We start from the raw sequence: 20295 nt of genomic DNA on the forward strand, positions 1-20295 counted from the left end.
CCGCCCGTTGGGGGCGGCTGGGGATCAGATATCGCAGTAGCGCAGAAAGCGCATCAGGGCGCTGGAGAGGTGCTTCTGACGATGGCGAATGCGATACAGGGTGCGCACCAGGCGCGGCAGCGGCACCGGTACTTCCACCAGCGAGCCGGTTTCCAGCTGTTCGGCAATTACCCGGCGCGACAGGCAACTGATGCCCAGGCCGTGGCGCACGGCGTGTTTGATGGCCTCGGAGTTGCCGAGCTCCATGCCCAGCTGAAACTGCGGCAGGTGCGACAGCAGCAGATAATCGACGATTTCCCGGGTGCCGGAGCCGCGCTCACGCAGGATCCAGGGGGCAGCGGCGAGGCTCTCCAGCGTCACCGGCGCGTTGAACATCGCGCTGCCAGGGGCGGCAAACACCACCAGCTCGTCTTCCAGCCAGGGTTCCGTCACGATGTCCGCGGTATGGCACGGCCCTTCAATAAGGCCGATATCGACGCGAAAATCCGCCACCGCGTTAATCACGTCCTGACTGTTGCCGACGCTCAGCTCCAGCGGCAGGCCAGGGAAATCGCGGCGATAGCGGGCGATGATCTCCGGCAGAATGTAGTTGCCGATAGTGCTGCTGGCGTACACGCGGATCGCGCCGTTGTCCTCGCGAAACAGCTGTTCTATCTCCCCCGCCTGTTCCAGCAGCGCCACCACGCGCGGATAGAGCAGCCGACCATGCTCGTTCACCACCAGCCGCTTCCCTACACGGTCGAAAAGCTGGACGCCAAGCTGCCCTTCGAGATCCGCCAGCGCGGCACTGACCGCCGACTGCGACAGCGCCAGCATCTGCGAGGCCTGCGTGGTGGAGCCGCTTTTCAGGACTTCGGCAAACACTTCCAGCTGGCGTAGGGTGATGTGCATAGGGTGTTCCGCAATAAGGACGATGTTGTTACCACTTATATTGGTTGATTATAAATATATAATCAATTTTAATTTTAAGCGCGCGGGCCTTACGCTTTCCTCAACATAAGGAGGCGACGATGACTGCGCTTACACTTTCTGATTCTGGCCGCTCGCTGCGGCAACTGGTTCCCGGCCTGCTCTGCAGCGCCGTGATTACCGGCCTGGCGTTATACGCAGGCGCTCTGCCGGCCTTTTCCCGTGCCGGGCTGAGCGCCCTGACCCTCGCCATTTTGTCCGGCATGATCATCGGCAATACCCTGTGGCCGCGGCTCAGCCCGCGCTGCGAGCCGGGGGTACTGTTCGCGAAGCAGCATTTGCTGCGGCTGGGGATTATTCTCTACGGTTTTCGTCTGACGTTCGGGCAAATCGCCGGGGTCGGGGCCAGCGGGCTGCTGATCGATATCCTGACCCTGAGCACCACCTTTATGCTCGCCTGCTGGCTGGGGCAAAGGATCTTCAGGCTGGATCGCCAGACCAGCTGGCTTATCGGCGCGGGCAGCAGCATCTGCGGCGCGGCGGCAATTCTTGCAACCGAGCCGGTGGTGAAAGCCGAAGCCAGCAAAGTGACCGTCGCCATCGCCACGGTGGTGATTTTTGGCACCCTGTCGATGGTTATCTATCCCCTGCTCTGGCCGTGGCTGGCAGCCTGGTTTAGTCCGCAGACTTACGGGGTGTTTATCGGCTCCACGGTGCATGAGGTCGCGCAGGTGGTGGCGGCGGGCGAGGCAATCTCCCCCGATGCAGGTAACGCGGCGGTAATTGCCAAAATGCTGCGCGTGATGATGCTGGCCCCGTTCCTGCTGCTGATTGCCGCGCGGGTGAAGCAGCTGGCCCCTGCCGGAGAGGCGGCTGGCGGCACGATCACCGTGCCGTGGTTTGCCCTGCTGTTTGTGCTGGTCGCCATCATTAACTCATTCCATCTGCTGCCTGCGGTAGCGGTTGACGCGCTGGTGACGCTGGACACCGTGCTGCTGACGATGGCGATGGCGGCGCTGGGGCTGACCACGCATCTCAGCGCGCTAAAACAGGCAGGCATACGTCCGCTGCTGCTGGCACTGGTGCTGCTGGTCTGGCTGATCATCGGCGGCGGCGCGATCAATCTGGCGGTCACGTATTTGCTGGCGTAATCAGTGCGACGCAGCGGGGCAAGAGCGGTTATGATACCGCCTTTTCCCCCTGCGGGTTGCGAAGAGAGACGACAGATGAAGTTTATTGGAGCGCATGTCAGCGCCTCAGGCGGTGTAGCGAACGCTGCTATCCGTGCCGCGGAAATCAATGCCAGCGCTTTTGCGCTGTTTACTAAAAACCAGCGCCAGTGGAAAGCCGCGGCGCTCACTCCCGCGACAATTGACGATTTTAAGCGCGCCTGCGACACCCACAATTTTCAGCCAGGCCAGATCCTGCCGCATGACAGCTATTTGATTAACCTCGGGCACCCGGAACAGGAAGCGCTGGACAAGTCCCGCGAAGCGTTTATCGATGAACTGCAGCGCTGCGAGCAGCTCGGGCTGACGCTGCTCAATTTCCATCCCGGCAGTCACCTGACGAAGATCCCGGTCGACGACTGTCTGGCGCGCATTGCCGAATCCATCAACATTGCGCTGGATAAGACTGCGGGCGTGACGGCGGTGATTGAAAACACCGCCGGTCAGGGCAGCAATCTCGGGTTCCGTTTCGAACATCTGGCGGCGATCATCGACGGCGTGGAAGATAAATCCCGCGTCGGGGTCTGCATCGATACCTGCCACGCTTTCGCCGCCGGGTACGACCTGCGCAGCGCAGAAGCGTGCGAGCAAACCTTCGCCGAGTTCGGGCGCGTGGTTGGTTTTAACTATCTGCGCGGCATGCACCTCAACGACGCGAAAAGCGCCTTTGGCAGCCGCGTTGACCGCCACCACAGCCTTGGCGAAGGCAATATCGGCCACGAGGCCTTTGCCTGGATCATGCGCGACCCGCGGTTCGACAATATTCCGATGATCCTCGAAACCATCAACCCGGATATCTGGGCCGAAGAGATCGCCTGGCTGCGCGCGCAGCAGCACGCCGCCTGACCGGTCAACGGTGGGTGCACGTCGTTTATCTGCCTCGGAACTGCGGGAGCGTTCAGCGGTGGGTGCACTTCGTTTACCCACCCTACGAGCGCACCTGAAATCACGAAATATATCCCATGCCGAAGCGTGGCCCCGTCCGGCATCAAAACCGCCACGCCTCCATCGCGTAGGGTGGGTAAGCTTGCGCACCCACCATAAACGCGAATAACCCACGCCTGAGAGATGGCCCCGTCCGGCATCAAAACCGCCGCGCCTCCATCGCGTAGGGTGGGTAAGCTTGCGCACCCACCATAAACGCGAATAACCCACGCCTGAGAGATGGCCCCGTCCGGCATCAAAACCGCCGCGCCGCAGGCGTTGAGTCCGGGCTGGCGGTCGGGGAACCGCCAGAGGGCGCGAGCCCCGGGATGGGGTATCGCGCCTGACCGGAAGCGAAACGCCGGAGGCAAGGGCAGCCCGCAGGGCCGGTTTTACTGGCCGGGAGCCGGGATTGTGAAGGGGCGGCGGCGAGCCCCCTTCACCCGTTCACGTGCGGCAGCGTTCCCATGTAAATACCGTGCCCCGGTGAACGGAACCTTCACCGCCCTGCCATAGTCCTCACGCCAAACCCGGTGGATGCACGTTAAAGGTGGGCGCACTCCGTTTACCAACCCTACAATTCCCCCTGCCTCAAGCCATCCCCCATAAAAAAAGGGCCGATTCGCATCGGCCCTTTTCACTGTCTGAACAACGCTTACGCGGCTTTCGCTGCCAGCTCGCTTTCCGGACGTTTCAGGAAGGCATAGGCCAGCCCCGCCACCAGGGTACCGGCAACAATCGCCAGCAGGTAACCCAGCACCGGCGTAATTGCGCCTGGGATCAGCAGCACAAACAGCCCGCCGTGCGGAGCCATCAGCTTAGCGCCTACCGCCATAGAGATGGCACCGGTCAGCGCACCGCCGACGATACAGCACGGCAGCACGCGCATCGGATCGCGCGCCGCGAACGGAATCGCGCCTTCGGAGATAAAGCACAGGCCAAGTACCAGCGCAGCTTTACCACCTTCCTGCTGGCCTTTGTCGAACTTACGACGCGCCACCAGCGTTGCCAGCCCCATCGCCAGCGGTGGCACCATGCCAGCCGCCATGATTGCTGCCATCGGTGCATAGGTCTGGGTACTCAGCAGGCCCACGCCAAACGCGTACGCCGCTTTGTTCACCGGACCGCCCATGTCGGTACACATCATGCCGCCGAGGATCGCCCCGAGCAGGACCGCATTCGCTGTGCCCATGGTCTGCAGCCAGTGGGTCAGACCCGCCAGGATACCGGAAACCGGTTTGCCGATGACGTAGATCATCGCCAGCCCCACGACCAGGCTTGAGATCAGCGGAATAATCAGGATAGGTTTCAGGGCTTCCATGCTGTTTGGCAGCTTCAGCTTCGTGCTGATTGCACGCGCCACGTAGCCCGCAAGGAAACCGGCAATGATACCGCCGATAAACCCGGAACCGGTGCTCACCGCCAGCATACCGCCGATGAGACCCGGCGTCAGACCCGGACGGTCAGCAATGGAGAAGGCGATAAATCCGGCAAGGACCGGCACCATCAGGGCAAACGCGGAGCCGCCGCCGATCTGCATCAGCGCCGCCGCCAGCGTACCTTCAACTTTAAAGGCTTCGATACCAAACACGAACGACAGCGCGATCAGCAGACCGCCCGCCACCACCATCGGCAGCATGTAGGAGACGCCGGTCAGCAGGTGACGATACGGACCCGCGCTCTCTTTTTTGTCGGAGGTTGCAGCGGCACTGCTCTGCCCCGCCGGCTGATACGGCTTCGCCTGAGCTACCGCTTTGTCGAACTCCTGCGCGGTTTTCTTCAGCGCCAGCCCGGTCGAGGTGCGGTACATCGGTTTACCGGCGAACTTCGCCAGATCCACTTCGATGTCCGCCGCCACGATCACCAGATCGGCGTCGGCAATCTCTTCCGGAGTGATGGCATTGCCGGCACCCACGGAACCACGGGTTTCCACCTTCGCCCACCAGCCGCGTTTTTTCGCTTCGGTTTCGATGGCCTCTGCCGCCATAAAGGTGTGCGCCACGCCGGTCGGACAGGCAGTCACCGCCACGATACGCTTCGCGCCGCCCGCGGCAGGCTGCGGGGCGGCAACCGCCGCCGGTGCCTGATACAGCTGGGCCTTGTCTTTAGCTTCGCTCAGGAACAGCTCCGGATGCGCCACGGCGCGATCGATATCGCCGAGGTACACGTTTTTGCCGTTCAGCGCGCTGTCAGTTGGCATTGCGCTGCCAATAACAATGGCCAGCTCGGCGTCATTCGGGTTGTCGATAATCTCAAGGTGCGCTTTCTGCGCCGCGGCGCTGAGCAGGGTTTTCGCGATGTACGCGCGGGCCTGGCCCAGTCCGGATTCAATAATCAGCAGCGTTTTCATTATGCCTCTCCTGCTGTCAGTTAAAGGGTTTCAAGTCGACGCGCGCCATCATTGCGGCCAACTGGGTTCTGTCAGTGATACCGACGTTGCTCTGGCTCACCGCCAGCGCCGCGACGGCCGTTGCCAGACGCAACGTGTGCTCGCTTGATTCACGCATCAGCAGGCCGTAAATCAGACCGCCAACCATCGAGTCGCCGGCACCCACGGTGCTGACCACTTCAACGGAAGGCGGCGTGGCAATCCATTCGCCGGAGGCGTTAACCCACAGCGCGCCCTCTTCGCCCAGCGAAATCACCACGTGGGCGATCCCCTGCTCGCGAAGCGCGTGCGCGGCTTCAATCACATCTTTCAGCTCGGGCAGTTTGCGCCCGGCCCAGATTTCCAGCTCGCGGCGGTTCGGCTTCACCAGCCACGGCGAGGCTTTCAGTCCGGCCACCAGCGCATCGCGGCTGCTGTCGAAGATGATGCACGGGCACTGGCTGCGCAGACGCGTCATCCAGTCGGTGAAGGCTTCCGGGCTGACGCCGGACGGCAGACTGCCGCTGACGCACACCATATCGAACTGGCCGAGCCAGCTCAGGGAATCAGTAACGAAACGCTCCCAGTCTGCCGGGGTCACTTCAAAGCCGGAGAAGTTCAGATCGGTGACTTCGCCATCTTTTTCCGTCAGCTTCACGTTGATGCGGGTACGACCCTGCACCACCTGGAAGCGGTTGGCGATGCCCAGCTCGCTGAACAGCTGCTGAAAGCCATCCTGGTTGTCTTTACCCAGGAAGCCGCCGACGGTGACGTCGATACCGAGATCTTTCAGCACTTTGGCTACGTTGATGCCTTTACCTGCTGCATGCAGCCCGGTGGTACGCACCAGGTTGACTTCGCCGCGCTCGATCTCTGCGCAGTAGCCGACCAGATCGTAGGCCGGGTTCAGGGTGATTGTGGCTACGCGTCTGCTCATGCTGCGCCCTCCCCAAGACCGGCGGCGATGGCGTCGCCAATCGCTTTCAGCGCCTGTTCAGCATCTTCGCCCTGGGCGGTAAAGCGCAGGCGGTGGCCGTGCTTCACGCCGAGCGCCACGACTTTCATCAGGCTGCGACCGTTAGCCGGTTTGCCGCTGCCGTCGAGGTTGGTGACGGTAATGTCGCAGTTGAACTGTTTAATGGTGTTCACCAGTACGGTGCCCGGACGGGCGTGCAGACCATGCTCGTTACGTACCGTAAACTCGGCGCTCAGCACGTCTTCAGCCAGCGCGTCGTCGCTGGTAAGCAGCGCCAGCAGCGTCGCGCTGTCGGCGTTCAGCAGGCGGTCAGCTTTGTTCGCCAGCAGCAGGTCGCTCAGGCGGTTCAGCACTGCCAGCGGCTGATCGTCTACCACGGCCACAGTCAGCAGCAGCCCGACCGTCGCGCCGTGCTGTTCAAAAATGGTGGCCGGACGGCTGACGGCGATGGCGCTCGCCAGGTTGCCTTCCGGGCTGTCGTTCAGCCAGATGCCCTGACCGAGGTTCAGCGGCTTGCCGGTAATGACGTTGGATACAAAAGTGGTATCAACCGCGCCCGCTTCACTCAGACGTCCGGCGTTCAGCGCCTGAAGCGTCACCAGATCGCTGGCGGTAACGTCAAGGGAGAACATCTCGTTATCCAGCTTCAGGCCGGAGACCTGCTTCTCGCCCATCAGCAGCGCGCGCAGCTCTTCCGCGGTGGTGGCGGTTTTCAGCGCCTCCGCCACGTTATCGTCGCTCAGTACGTGAGTCAGCTGACGCAGCAGACCGAGGTGCTCATCGGAGCTGGCAGCGATGCCGATGGCGACATACGCCACCTGATCGTCGCCCCAGGTCACGCCCTGCGGGAACTGGAACACCTGCACGCCGGTTTTCAGCACCTGGTCGCGGGTGTCGGTGGTGCCGTGGGGAATCGCGATGCCGTTACCGAGGAACGTCGAGGTCTGCTGCTCGCGGGCCAGCATGCCGTTGACGTAGCCATCCGCCACGTTCCCGGCCTGCACCAGCGCAGCGGCAATCTGACGGATCGCCTCTTCTTTATTACCGGCCTGCATGCCGGGATGAATGTCCTGCACAGATAATTCGAACATAGGTCTCCTCGCTTGCTGAAATTGAATCGTTTCAGCCATTCTGCGAAATGTAGCGCCAGCCTGTGTGTTCACCTCACTCCGGCCACGCTGAAACGTTTCAAGGAGTTTCATGATATCCAGTAAAGCTGGCAAGCAAAGTCGTGAATAGCGTGACAAAATTTAGATATGCCGCACAAATCTGATTTTAGTTGACGAATTAGCTGAAGTTGAGCGAGGCGGTTGATAAAAAAATTCAGCTTATGTTCAGCGGGGTTACAGCATCTATTAATGAGGGCGTTATGGGGCGGTCAGCGCTTCGAGGTGAATCAGGTACTCCATCGCCTGTTGGCGGGTGCGCCCGCACATTTCTGCGGCAGGCTGAAGCCCGGCGCAGACCTTCGGGCGCAGCGGGGAGCCGAAGATTTTACAGCGCTGGTGCTGGTCAAGCTGAACGCAGGGGGTGTTGGCAGGCTTGCCGTTCGGCATACCGGGGATCGGACTGGAAATGGACGGGGCGGTGCAGCAGGCACCACAGTCTGAGCGGCAGTCCATTCGAGTCCTCATCGGTTTATTTACGCATAGCGCGGGCGAATAATGCTGCGCACACTACCCTGTTTACTGCTGCAACGCAAAAGCCATCAATTCCGCTTGCCTGCGCCTGACGCCGCGAGTACCTTGACGCGATATTTTTTGCCACTTTAAGGGATGTTTTTATGCCAAGAGCGAATGAAGTTAAAAAAGGTATGGCTATCAATTACAACGGCAAACTGCTGCTGGTAAAAGATATTGATATTCAGGCACCGAGCGCCCGCGGGGCGGCGACGCTGTACAAAATGCGTTTCTCCGACGTGCGCACCGGTCTGAAGGTGGAAGAACGCTTTAAGGGTGACGATATTCTCGACACCATCAGCCTGTCGCGTCGCCAGGTGACCTTCTCCTACGTGGACGGCAACGAATACGTGTTTATGGATAACGAAGACTACACGCCGTTCACCTTCAATAAAGAGCAGATTGAAGAAGAGCTGCAGTTCATTCCGGAAGGCGGTATGCCGGGTATCCAGGTGCTGACCTGGGACGGCCAGCTGCTGGCGCTGGAGTTGCCGCAGACCGTGGATCTGGAGATCGTTGAGACCGCACCGGGTATCAAGGGGGCTTCTGCCAGCTCGCGTACCAAGCCGGCCACGCTCTCTACCGGCCTGGTAATTCAGGTGCCGGAATATCTGGTCAGCGGGGAGAAGATCCGCATTCATATCGCAGAAAAGCGCTACATGGGCCGCGCCGACTGATAAAAAAGGGACAGCCTGGGCTGTCCCTTTTTTTCGTTCAGCAACTTTACAGCAATTCCGGGAACAGCGTCTTTTTCAGCGCCAGCTCCACACCGCGCACTTCCGCCAGCCCCTTCAGACGACCAATCGCCGAGTAGCCTGGGTTGGTTTTCTTACGCAGGTCGTCCAGCATCTGATGCCCGTGGTCCGGGCGGAACGGGATGGGACGCCGATCGCCGGCGTTTTTACGGCGCAGCTCCTCTTTCAGGATCGCCGCTACCACCGCCACCATATCCACATCGCCGCCAAGATGCGCCGCTTCATGGAAAGTTTTCGGGTTCGCTTCCCGGCAGGTTGAACGCAGGTGGGTAAAGTGGATGCGGTCACCAAAGGTTTCCACCATCTTCACCAGATCGTTATCCGCGCGTACGCCGTAGGAGCCGGTACACATGGTGAAACCGTTGTGAATGCTGTCCACGGTCTCTTTCAGCCACTGCATATCCTCAATGGTCGAGACGATGCGCGGCAGGCCGAGGATCGGGCGCGGCGGATCGTCCGGGTGTACCGCCAGCCGCACGCCAGATTCTTCTGCCACCGGCACAATGGCACGCAGGAAATACGCCATGTTTTCGCGCAGTGCCGCTTTATCAATGCCGGCATATTCATTCAGGCGGGCGCGGAACTGGTCCAGGGTATAGCCTTCTTCAGCCCCCGGCAGACCGGCGATGATATTAGCCACCAGCTTCTCGCGATCGGCCTCACTCGCCTGGTTAAACCATACCTGGGCGTCGTGCTGCTCCGCTTTGCTGTAATCCGCCTCCGCACCCGGGCGCTTCAGAATGTGCAGCTCAAACGCAGCAAACGCCGCCTGGTCAAAGCGCAACGCCTTAGAGCCGTCCGGCAGCTGATATTCAAGGTCGGTACGCGTCCAGTCGAGGATTGGCATGAAGTTGTAGCACACGGTATCGATGCCGCAGGCCGCGAGGTTGCGAATGCTCTGCTGGTAGTTAGCAATATGCTTATCGACGTTACCGGTGTGGGTTTTAATCTCCTCATGCACCGGGATACTCTCAACCACGGACCAGGTTAACCCTTTCTCGGCCAGCAGCGCCTGACGCGCTTTGATCTCCTCCACCGGCCAGACTTCACCGTTGGGAATATGATGCAGGGCAGTCACTACCCCGGTCGCGCCTGCCTGACGCACATCATCCAGCGAGACCGGATCCTTGGGGCCATACCAACGCCAGGTTTGTTCCATGCTTCACCTCGATAAGTTGTTATACCAATTTTTGAAATGTGAATGACGACTACCATACATGCTTTCGGTTAACGGTCAAATTTCCCGGCAGCATTGATTGATCCACCTCACATTCTGATCTTATTTACGGCTTACCAATTCAATTTGCTGTCATATAACTTTACACTGCGCTTTGTTAATCAATGGTTAAGCAGGTATGAACTAAATGAATACAATTGCCTCCGCTCCGCTTCCCGAATCGGTTCGCCAGCCGCAGTACGACCGCAGCGCGTTACAAAACCGTATCGTCCACTTCGGCTTTGGTGCCTTTCATCGCGCACACCAGGCGCTGCTGACGGACCGGGTGCTGAACCTGCAGGGCGGCGACTGGGGCATCTGTGAGATCAGCCTGTTCAGCGGCGAACAACTGATGACCGCCCTGCGCGCTCAGGATCATCTCTATACCGTGCTGGAAAAAGGTGCTGAAGGTAACCAGGCAACGATCATCGGCGCGGTAAACGACTGCCGCAGCGCCACCCTCGACGGACTGGAAGCGGTGATCGAGGCATTTTGCGCGCCGCAGGTGGCGATTGTCTCCCTGACCATTACCGAAAAAGGCTACTGCATCGACCCGGCAACCGGCCGCCTCGATGTGACCAATACCCGCATCGTCCACGATCTGGAAAACCCGACCGCGCCGCAATCCGCACCCGGCATTCTGGTAGAAGCGCTTTACCGTCGCCGCAGCCGTGGGCTGGCACCGTTTACCGTGCTCTCGTGCGATAACATTCCGGATAACGGCCACGTGGTGAAAAACGCGGTACTGGGGATGGCAGAGAAGCGCGATCCGGAGCTGGCGCGCTGGATCGCTGTTCAAGTTACCTTCCCGGGGACCATGGTGGATCGCATTGTGCCCGCCGCCACGCCGGACTCCCTCGCTGAGATCGCCACCGCGCTGGGCGGCGTGGACGATCCGGTTGCCATCAGCTGCGAACCCTTTATCCAGTGGGTGGTGGAAGATAATTTTGTTGCGGGCCGCCCGGACTGGGAAAAGGTGGGCGTACAGCTGGTCTCCGACGTGCTGCCCTGGGAAGAGATGAAGCTGCGTATGCTCAACGGCAGCCACTCGTTCCTGGCATATCTGGGTTACCTTGCCGGGTATGAGCACATCAGCGACTGCATGGCCGACCCGCATTTTAAACGCGCCGCACGCCAGCTGATGCTGGAGGAACAGGCGCCGACGCTGCGCATCACCGATGTCGATCTGGCCGGCTATGCCGACAGCCTGATCGACCGCTTTGCTAATCCGGCGCTGAAGCACCGCACCTGGCAGATCGCGATGGACGGCAGTCAGAAGCTGCCCCAGCGCATGCTGGAGGGCATTCGCTGGCATCTGAAACAGGAACGCCCGTGGCCGCTGCTGGCGCTGGGGGTTGCCGGCTGGATGCGCTACGTCAGCGGCACCGACGAGCGCGGGAACAGCATCGACGTGCGCGACCCGCTGCGTGAAGCCATTGACGCTCAGGTTGCAGGCAGCAGCGAGGCCGGGCGCCCGGCGGCACTGCTGCGACTGAATGCTATCTTCGGCAGCGATCTGCCCGCCGATCCACGCTTCGTCAGCGCTGTTCAACAGGCGTGGGACACCCTTTGCGAGGTCGGCGCCCGGGAGGCCGTTGCGCGCCTGGTCGGCTGAGTTCCCTGCCCTTCCCCACGGGCGTCCGTCGCGGCGCTCGTGTTTTTCCTTCTCTTTCTTTGCGTTTTTCGCCAGGATGTTCCGGCATTTTCCCGCGCCACGCCTGTGGCATGAGCAAATTCTGGAGTGACTGTGACAAAGACCAACCTGATTACCGGTTTCCTGGGTAGCGGTAAAACCACCACCATTCTGCATCTGCTGGCAAACAAAGATCCGGCGGAAAAATGGGCCGTGCTGGTCAACGAATTTGGCGAAGTGGGCATTGACGGGGCGCTGCTCGCCGACAGCGGCGCATTGCTGAAAGAGATCCCCGGTGGCTGTATGTGCTGCGTTAACGGTTTACCGATGCAGGTGGGGTTAAATACCCTGCTGCGCCAGGGCAAGCCGGATCGCCTGCTGATCGAACCTACCGGGCTCGGCCATCCAAAACAGATCCTCGATATGCTTACCGCTGCGGTTTACGAGCCGTGGATCGATCTGCGTGCCACCCTGTGCCTGCTCGACCCTCGTCAGCTGCTGGAGGAACAGTACACCAGCAACGATAACTTCCGCGATCAGCTCACCGCAGCCGACATCATCATTGCTAATAAAGAAGATAAAGCCGATGCCAGCAGCACGGCCGCACTCGACGCCTGGTGCAAGACCCATCTTGACGGGCGCGAGCTACGCTTTACCTCCCGGGGTGAAATTGATGGCGCCCTGCTGGACCTGCCGCGCAACGGCGCGCGTGAGGTGCCGACCAGCGCGGCGCATCAGCACGGTCACAGCATGGAACGCGGCCTCGGCGCGCTGAGCCTGCCGGGCCATCAGCGCTGGCGACGCAGCCTGAATCAGGGCCAGGGTTACCAGGCCTGCGGCTGGATCTTTGACAGCGAAACCCAGTTCGACACTATCGGCGTGCTGGAGTGGGCGCGTCTCGCCCCGGTGGATCGTGTGAAAGGCGTGCTGCGCATCCCCGAAGGGCTGGTGCGGGTTAACCGGCAGGGCAACGATTTTCATATTGAAACCCAAAGCGTGGCGCCGCCGGACAGTCGAATCGAACTTATTACGTCCGGCGATGCCGACTGGAATGCACTGCAATCCAGTTTGTTGAAGCTTCGTTTAACCGCATCGGACTAAGTTTGCGGCTGAATAATGACGTAGTGAATCACAATGAAAACATGTCGCCTGCTTCTCATCCTGCTGCTTAACGCAGCGGGTTTCCTGCTTTTCTTCTCCTGGTATCTGCCCGCACAGCATGGTTTCTGGTGGCCGATCGACACCGGGCTGTTCCACTTTTTCAACCACAAAATCGTCGAAAGCCAGTCGTTTCTCTGGTTCGTTGCGATTACCAACAATCGCGCTTTTGATGGCTGTTCGCTGCTCTGCATGGGGCTGTTGATGCTGTGGTTCTGGCGGCAGGCAGACAAGCCGGGACGCCGACGCGTGGTGATGATCGGCCTGACCATGCTGATGACCGCGGTGGTGCTGAACGTGCTGGGGCAGTCTGTCATTCCGGTGCAGCGCACCAGCCCGTCGCTGAGCTTTAATGATGTGGTGCGGGTGCGCGATCTGCTGCCGGCAATCCCCACCAAAGATGCCTCCCGCGACTCGTTCCCGGGGGATCACGGTATGATGCTGCTTATTTTTGCCTGCTTTATGTGGCGTTATTTTGGTCAAAAAGCGTTCGCTGTGGCACTGGTTATTTTTGTGGTGTTCGCATTGCCGCGAATGATGATTGGCGCCCACTGGTTTAGCGATATTTTCGTCGGTTCTTTATCGGTGGTGTTAGTCGGTTTGCCCTGGGTGTTATTAACCCCACTGGCGGATAAGGTTATTAATCAACTTAATCATCGATTACCCGGCAAATATAAACAAATCGATAACAAATAAATAAACTTCCATAACAAAAATCCCCCGTTATCACATCGGTAACGGGGGATTTTTTTGTCAGCGAAACGGCGATGTTTCAGTCGATTTCAGTAAAGTCACGCTTTTATAAGGGGATAGACGCCAGCCCGCGTGATGCCTGGCCTGCGGCAAAATAACCGATTCACATCCTGCATCACATTTTCTTATAAAAAAACGCATAAAAACTCTCGCATTGACTATGTCGATCGGGTAGTCTCACTCGGGTTTCGCCGTTCTGGCACGTTTTGGTAAACGTCTGAATTTTTTTGTGCGTTAAACCACAGTTTCTCATTCAGGTATTTGTCTGCAATTGCGGCGCTAATTAGTCTCGTCACGTTTGGCATTTTTATAACGATTTTTATCGTTAAGGACATCAAGGGAAAATAAATAACATGGTCAGATCTCAGCCGATTTTGAGATATGTATTGCGGGCGATCCCCGCCATAGCAGTCGCGGTTCTGCTTTCAGCATGTAGCTCAACAAACACCGCCAATAACATGCATTCTGAGACGCATGCAGTGAACGAGAAAGATGGTTTTCTACTGCAAGCCTCTCAGGATGAATTTGAAGAGATGGTCCGTACGCTGGATGTTAAAACCCGCCTTATGGATCAGTACGCCAGCTGGAAAGGCGTTCGTTACCGCATGGGTGGCAGCACCAAAAGCGGCATCGACTGCTCCGGTTTCGTACAGCGCACCTTCCGCGAACAGTTTGGCTTAGAATTACCGCGTTCCACGTACGAGCAGCAGGAAATGGGTAAATCCGTCTCCCGCACCAGCCTGCGTACTGGCGATCTGGTTCTGTTCCGTGCAGGCTCTACCGGCCGTCACGTCGGGATCTACATCGGCAACAACCAGTTTGTTCATGCTTCCACCAGCAGTGGTGTGATGATTTCCAGCATGAACGAGCCGTACTGGAAAAAGCGCTATAACGAAGCGCGCCGGGTACTCAGCCGCTCCTGATACCGCGTTGCCATTCAATCCCTTGATGTCAACGAGACTACGCTAAAACGCTGCTTCGGCAGCGTTTTTTTATGGGCCAACCGATAATCCGATGACGATGGTGATTAAGGTGGGCTATAGTCTGCGAAGCGCTATCTCTGTCCCTGCCATCCGTGCGGGGAGGCGACTGAGGATGTCTTAACCTATGCTCACACGTTACCTGTCGAGCCCGAAAAAAATTCTCATCCTGAGCCTGCTCTATGGCCTGCTGGCTGCGTTCCTGGTCGCCGGCATTCACGCCTTTTATCAGCATGCCAAACGCGAACAGCGTTACCAGGTTCTGATAAACGATCTCAGCGTCTATCTCGAAAGCTATTTCCGCGAATTAAAAGTCACCGCCGATAATATTCAGCCTCTGACGGCGTCCACCTGCCGCGACGTGTCAGCCGAGCTGACATCCCGCTCCGCGTTTCATGTTAACGTGCGCGCGTTTCTGCTGGTAAAAGATGAAATAGCCTACTGCTCATCGGCAACCGGTGATATGTCGCTGCCGCTGAATGAGTTCGTTCCGGATATCGATCAGAATAAAGATATCGACATCAGCTTCCTGCAGGGTACGCCGATGCTGCCCGGCAAGCCGGCCATTGCCGTCTGGTTTCGCAATCCGCTGCTGGCGGGCCGCGGGGTCTTTACCACCCTTAACGTCAACCTGACTCCCTACCTGCTCTATACCTCGCGCCAGCGTGATATCGCCGGGGTGGCGCTTATCGTCAATGGTAAAGCCCTCACCACCTTCTCGCCCAACGTGATCCCCGCCAGTGAGCTGCCTGATACCCGCATCGGTGAGAGGCCGCTGCCCGGCTACCCGGTCTCGTTTGCACTCTACGGCGATCTCTGGCCGACGGATGATATTCAGATTTCAGTGCTGCTCGGCTTGTTTGTCGGGGTGCTGACCACGCTTGCCAGCGGTTACATACTCAATATGCGCCTGCAGCCGGGGCGCGAGATTTTAAGCGGCATCAAGCGCAACCAGTTTTACGTGGTGTGGCAGCCGGTGGTTGAGTCCGGAAAACTGCGGGTCACCGGCGCGGAGGCGCTGCTGCGCTGGAAGCATCCTCAGGCCGGGGCGATCCCACCGGATGCCTTTATTGGCTATGCGGAGGCGCAGGATCTGATTGTTCCCCTGACCCGCCATCTGTTTAAGCTGATTGCCGCCGATGCCACCACACTGCAAACCGTGCTGCCGCCCGGCGCGAAGCTCGGGGTCAATATCGCCCCTGGCCATATGCACGCTCCGTCTTTTAAGGATGACGTGCTGCGCTTTCTCGCCTCCCTGCCCCACGGCTACTTCCAGCTGGTATTTGAAATTACCGAACGCGACATGCTTAAAGAGACGGAAGCGGCCTCGCTGTTCGACTGGATCCACCAGCAGGGCATTGAGATTGCGATTGATGATTTCGGTACCGGCCACAGCGCGCTGATTTATCTTGAGAAATTTACCCTCGATTTTCTGAAAATCGATCGCGGATTTATCAACGCTATCGGCACCGAAACGGTCACCTCGCCGGTGCTGGATGCGGTACTGACCCTGGCCAATAAGCTCAATATGACCACCGTCGCCGAAGGGGTTGAAACGCCGGAACAGGCGAAATGGCTGCGCGCGCGCGGCGTGAATTATCTGCAGGGTTATCTGTTCAGCTATCCGCTGACGGTGCGCGAGCTGGTCATCTGGCAACGCAACCGCGTACTGCCTGAGGAGTAGCATGGGGTTTCACAATCCATACCCCGTCACTTATTATGCAGCAGGCCGGGCGCTCGCCCGTGAATTCGCACTGGTTAATAAGGATACTGCCCTGCCATGATTGCGCGTATAGCGATAGTGCTGATGAGCCTGGTGTCACTCCCGGGTCTGGCAGCCACCATTGAAGAGGCCGAAGCATTTGCGGTTATCGGCGAGCCGAAATATGCCGTTGACTTCACCCACTATGATTACGTCAACCCGGCCGCGCCCAAAGGCGGCAGTATTACGCTGGCGAAAATCGGCACCTTCGATAACTTCAACCGCTTTGCGCTGCGCGGTAACCCGGGGGAACGTACCGGCGCGCTGTACGATTCGCTCTATACCACCTCTGACGATGAACCCGGCAGTTACTACCCGCTGATTGCCGAATCAGCACGCTATTCCAGCGACTACGCCTGGGCAGAGATCGCCATCAACCCCCGGGCGCGCTTTCACGACGGCACGCCAGTCACTGCCCGCGACGTGGCGTTTACCTTTCAGAAGTTTATGACCGAGGGCGTGCCGCAGTTTCGTATCTTCTATAAAGGCACCACGGTAAAAGCCATCGCCCCGCTGACGGTGCGCATTGCGCTGGGCGAGGCCGGGAAAGAGAAGCTGCTAAGCCTGTTCACCCTGCCGGTCATGCCGGAGAAATACTGGCAAAGCCGCAAGCTCAGCGACCCGCTGCCAACGCCGCCCCTTGCCAGCGGGCCGTATAAAATCAGCGCCTGGCGCATGGGCCAGTACATCACCTATTCCCGGGTGAAGGATTACTGGGCGGCAACGCTGCCGGTCAATCGTGGCCGCTGGAATTTTGATACCGTGCGCTACGACTACTATCTCGACGATAACGTCGCCTTTGAGGCCTTTAAAGCCGGTGCGTTTGATTTCCGCACCGAGTCGAGCGCGAAAAACTGGGCCACACGCTATATCGGGCGCAACTTCGCACAGGGCTATATCACCAAAGAGGAGCAGCCCAACACCTCCGCCCAGGACACGCGCTGGCTGGCGTTTAATATCCAGCGCCCTCTGTTCAGCGACCGCCGGGTGCGCGAAGCGATTACGCTGGCCTTCGACTTCGAATGGATGAACAAAGCGCTGTTCTACGGCGCATACAGCCGTGCCAACAGCTACTTCCAGAATACGGAATACGCCGCCCGCGGCTACCCGGACGCCGCCGAACTGACGCTGCTGGCACCGATGAAAGCCGACCTGCCACCGGAGGTGTTCACCGCGATCTACCAGCCGCCGGTGTCAAAAGGCGACGGCTTTAACCGCGATAACCTGCTCAAAGCCGCCGCGCTGCTGAAAAGCGCCGGCTGGGAGATCAAGAATCAGAAGCTGGTGAATGTGAAGACCGGTCAGCTGTTTCGCTTTGAGCTGCTGCTCTCATCGGGAGGTAATAACCAGTGGGTGATCCCGTTCCAGCATAATCTTGAGCGCCTCGGCATTACCCTCGACCTGCGTCCGGTGGACAACTCGCAGATCACCAACCGCCTGCGCAGCCGGGACTACGACATGATCCCGACGCTCTATCGCGCCATGCCGTTTCCTGGGTCTGACCTGCAATTCTCCTGGGCGTCGCAATATATCGACTCCACCTATAACTCGCCCGGGGTCAGCAACCCGGTTATTGACCAGCTGATTGAAAAGGTGATTGCCCGTCAGGATGACAAAGCGGCGCTGCTGAGGCTGGGGCGGGCGCTTGATCGGGTCCTGACGTGGAATTATTACATGATCCCGATGTGGTACATGGCCTCTGACCGTTTCGCTTACTGGGATAAATTCTCCCGCCCGGCGGTGCGCCCGGTCTACGATCTGGGTCTGGACAACTGGTGGTATGACATCAACAAGGCAGCAAAACTGCCGGAAGCGCGGCGCTAAGGAGCGAACGTGGGAGCCTATCTTGTTCGACGCCTGCTGCTGCTGATCCCGACGCTGTGGGCAATCATCACGATCAACTTTTTCATCGTGCAGATAGCCCCCGGCGGGCCGGTGGATCAGGCCATCGCCGCCCTGCAATTTGGCGACAGCAGTACGATGCCGGGCGGCGGTGGCGAAGGCATGAGCAGCACCCACGCCCGCACGGGCATAGCGGCTCCCGGCGACAGCCAGTACCGCGGTGCGCGCGGCCTCGACCCGGAAGTGATCGCCGAAATTACCCATCGCTACGGCTTCGACAAGCCGCTGCACGAGCGCTATTTCCAGATGCTCTGGAACTACGTGCGCTTTGATTTTGGCGACAGCCTGTTCCGCAGCGCGTCGGTGCTGCAGCTGATAAAAGAGAGCCTGCCGGTCTCCATTACGCTGGGGCTGTGGAGCACGTTAATTATCTACCTGGTATCAATCCCGCTCGGCATTCGCAAGGCAGTGCACAACGGCAGCAGCTTCGACGTCTGGAGCAGTGCGGCGATCATTATCGGCTACGCCATCCCGCCATTTCTGTTCGCGGTGCTGATGATTGTCTTTTTTGCCGGCGGCAGCTATTTCGACTTCTTCCCGCTGCGCGGACTGGTGTCGGCAAACTTCGACACCCTGCCGTGGTATGGCAAAGTCATCGACTACCTCTGGCATATCACCCTGCCGGTACTGGCGACGGTGATCGGCGGCTTTGCCGCGCTCACCATGCTGACCAAAAACTCGTTTATGGATGAGATCCGCAAACAGTACGTAGTTACCGCCAGGGCAAAAGGCGTGCCGGAGCGGCAGATCCTCTGGAAGCACGTGTTTCGCAACGCCATGCTGCTGGTGATCGCGGGTTTCCCGGCCACCTTTATCAGCATGTTCTTTACCGGTTCACTGTTGATTGAAGTGGTGTTCTCTCTTAACGGCCTCGGTCTGCTGGGTTACGAAGCGACGGTGTCGCGCGATTATCCGGTAATGTTCGGTACGCTCTATATCTTTACGCTGGTGGGGCTGCTGCTCAATATTCTGAGCGACATCACCTATACCCTGGTGGACCCACGCATTGATTTTGAGGGACGCGGATGAGCAGACTTAGTCCGGTAAACCAGATGCGCTGGGCGCGCTTTCGCCGCAACCGCCGCGGCTTCTGGTCGCTGTGGATCTTTCTTGTCATTTTCATTCTCAGCCTCGGCGCCGAGCTGGTGGCGAACGACAGGCCGCTGGTCGCCCGCTATGAAGGCCAGTGGTATTTTCCGGTGGTAAAAAACTACAGTGAAAGCGATTTCGGCGGCCCCTTCGCCACCGCGGCTGATTATCAGGATCCGTGGCTGCGCCAGCAGCTCGACCAGCGCGGCTGGGCGCTGTGGCCGCCGGTGCACTTCAGCGGCAGCTCCATTCATTTCGCCAGCCGCGAGCCGTTTCCCTCTCCGCCTTCGCACGAAAACTGGCTCGGTACCGACGCCAACGGCGGCGACGTGCTGGCCCGCACGCTCTATGGCACGCGCATCTCGATCCTGTTTGGTCTGATGCTGACTCTGCTCTCCAGCGTTATTGGCGTGACGGTGGGCGCGATTCAGGGCTACTACGGGGGAAAAATCGATCTCTTTGGCCAGCGCCTGATTGAGATCTGGTCCGGGATGCCAACGCTATTTCTGATTATTTTGCTTTCAAGCGTGGTGCAGCCGGGCTTCTGGTGGCTGCTGGCTATAACCGTGCTGTTCGGCTGGATGAGCCTCGTGGGCGTGGTGCGCGCCGAGTTTCTGCGTACCCGTAACTTCGACTATATTCGTGCCGCCCAGGCGCTCGGCGTCAGCGACCGCAGCATCATCTTTCGCCATATGCTGCCCAATGCGATGGTGGCTACCCTCACCTTCCTGCCGTTCATCCTGTGCGGATCGATTGCGCTGTTAAGCTCCCTCGATTTCCTGGGTTTCGGCCTGCCGCCCGGTTCAGCGTCGCTGGGTGAACTGCTGCTGCAGGGCAAAAACAATCTGCAGGCGCCCTGGCTGGGTATTACCGCCTTCTTCTCGCTGGCGATCCTGCTGTCGCTGTTGATCTTTATTGGCGAAGCCGTGCGCGACGCTTTCGACCCGAGTAAGGCTGCCTGA

At 59.1% G+C, this 20295-nt stretch carries 17 protein-coding genes; 11 read left to right on the top strand and 6 right to left on the bottom strand.

The window, feature by feature from the left end:
* Positions 1-24 precede the first annotated feature (24 nt).
* Positions 25-891, bottom strand: a complete 867-nt coding sequence (gene yieE, locus KFZ77_RS13210; protein ID WP_264384459.1) for a DNA-binding transcriptional regulator YeiE — start codon at positions 889-891, stop codon at positions 25-27.
* Positions 892-1010: 119 nt separating this feature from the next.
* Here yieE and KFZ77_RS13215 point away from each other — a divergent pair, with 119 nt between their 5' ends.
* Complete coding sequence (locus tag KFZ77_RS13215; RefSeq protein WP_264384460.1) at positions 1011-2060, top strand: YeiH family putative sulfate export transporter; 1050 nt, start codon at positions 1011-1013, stop codon at positions 2058-2060.
* A 75-nt stretch (positions 2061-2135) separates the two neighbouring features.
* Positions 2136-2984 carry a deoxyribonuclease IV gene (gene nfo, locus KFZ77_RS13220; protein WP_264384461.1) on the top strand — a complete coding sequence of 283 codons (849 nt, stop codon included), beginning with the start codon at positions 2136-2138 and terminating at the stop codon, positions 2982-2984.
* 733 nt (positions 2985-3717) lie between these two features.
* Here nfo and fruA read toward each other — a convergent pair.
* The 4 genes from fruA to KFZ77_RS13240 form a co-directional block, all read right to left on the bottom strand.
* The gene (fruA, locus tag KFZ77_RS13225) at positions 3718-5412 is read right to left on the bottom strand and encodes a PTS fructose transporter subunit IIBC (RefSeq protein ID WP_264384462.1); all 1695 of its coding nucleotides are present in this window, start codon (positions 5410-5412) and stop codon (positions 3718-3720) included.
* A gap of 16 nt (positions 5413-5428) precedes the next feature.
* On the bottom strand, positions 5429-6367 hold the full coding sequence (fruK, locus tag KFZ77_RS13230; protein ID WP_264384463.1) for a 1-phosphofructokinase: 939 nt from the start codon (positions 6365-6367) through the stop codon (positions 5429-5431).
* Positions 6364-7497 (bottom strand): fused PTS fructose transporter subunit IIA/HPr protein, encoded by a 1134-nt coding sequence (fruB, locus tag KFZ77_RS13235; protein WP_264384464.1) that lies wholly within the window; start codon positions 7495-7497, stop codon positions 6364-6366. Before fruB ends, fruK begins: the two co-directional genes overlap by 4 nt.
* Positions 7498-7773: 276 nt before the next feature.
* Positions 7774-8028 (bottom strand): YkgJ family cysteine cluster protein, encoded by a 255-nt coding sequence (locus tag KFZ77_RS13240; RefSeq protein WP_031520688.1) that lies wholly within the window; start codon positions 8026-8028, stop codon positions 7774-7776.
* Between the two features lie 161 nt (positions 8029-8189).
* On the opposite strand from KFZ77_RS13240, the gene yeiP reads away from it, so the two are divergent.
* A complete protein-coding gene (gene yeiP / locus KFZ77_RS13245; RefSeq protein WP_031520686.1) occupies positions 8190-8762 on the top strand; it encodes an elongation factor P-like protein YeiP in 573 nt (190 codons plus the stop codon).
* A gap of 46 nt (positions 8763-8808) precedes the next feature.
* On the opposite strand, the gene uxuA is transcribed toward yeiP, so the two are convergent.
* Positions 8809-9999 carry a mannonate dehydratase gene (gene uxuA, locus KFZ77_RS13250; protein WP_264384465.1) on the bottom strand — a complete coding sequence of 397 codons (1191 nt, stop codon included), beginning with the start codon at positions 9997-9999 and terminating at the stop codon, positions 8809-8811.
* A 205-nt stretch (positions 10000-10204) separates the two neighbouring features.
* Here uxuA and KFZ77_RS13255 point away from each other — a divergent pair, with 205 nt between their 5' ends.
* The 8 genes from KFZ77_RS13255 (at position 10205) to KFZ77_RS13290 (ending at position 20295) form a co-directional block, all read left to right on the top strand.
* Entirely contained in the window at positions 10205-11671 is a 1467-nt protein-coding gene (locus KFZ77_RS13255; RefSeq protein ID WP_264384466.1) for a mannitol dehydrogenase family protein, read from the top strand.
* A gap of 132 nt (positions 11672-11803) precedes the next feature.
* A complete protein-coding gene (locus tag KFZ77_RS13260) occupies positions 11804-12790 on the top strand; it encodes a CobW family GTP-binding protein (protein WP_264384467.1) in 987 nt (328 codons plus the stop codon).
* A gap of 33 nt (positions 12791-12823) precedes the next feature.
* A complete protein-coding gene (locus KFZ77_RS13265) occupies positions 12824-13543 on the top strand; it encodes a phosphatase PAP2 family protein (RefSeq protein ID WP_031520678.1) in 720 nt (239 codons plus the stop codon).
* Positions 13544-13953: 410 nt separating this feature from the next.
* Complete coding sequence (gene mepS / locus KFZ77_RS13270) at positions 13954-14523, top strand: bifunctional murein DD-endopeptidase/murein LD-carboxypeptidase (protein WP_031520676.1); 570 nt, start codon at positions 13954-13956, stop codon at positions 14521-14523.
* A 184-nt stretch (positions 14524-14707) separates the two neighbouring features.
* On the top strand, positions 14708-16264 hold the full coding sequence (locus KFZ77_RS13275) for a cyclic di-GMP phosphodiesterase (protein WP_031520674.1): 1557 nt from the start codon (positions 14708-14710) through the stop codon (positions 16262-16264).
* 96 nt (positions 16265-16360) lie between these two features.
* Positions 16361-18166: an extracellular solute-binding protein gene (locus KFZ77_RS13280; RefSeq protein ID WP_264384468.1), complete on the top strand. Its 1806-nt coding sequence runs from the start codon at positions 16361-16363 to the stop codon at positions 18164-18166.
* 9 nt (positions 18167-18175) lie between these two features.
* Positions 18176-19273: a microcin C ABC transporter permease YejB gene (locus tag KFZ77_RS13285; RefSeq protein WP_264384469.1), complete on the top strand. Its 1098-nt coding sequence runs from the start codon at positions 18176-18178 to the stop codon at positions 19271-19273.
* Entirely contained in the window at positions 19270-20295 is a 1026-nt protein-coding gene (locus tag KFZ77_RS13290; protein WP_264384470.1) for a microcin C ABC transporter permease, read from the top strand. The genes KFZ77_RS13285 and KFZ77_RS13290 overlap by 4 nt, the downstream gene beginning before the upstream one ends.

Origin of the sequence: Siccibacter colletis, from assembly GCF_025914095.1 — a bacterium.
In the GTDB taxonomy this organism is placed as follows: Bacteria; Pseudomonadota; Gammaproteobacteria; order Enterobacterales; family Enterobacteriaceae; genus Siccibacter; species Siccibacter colletis.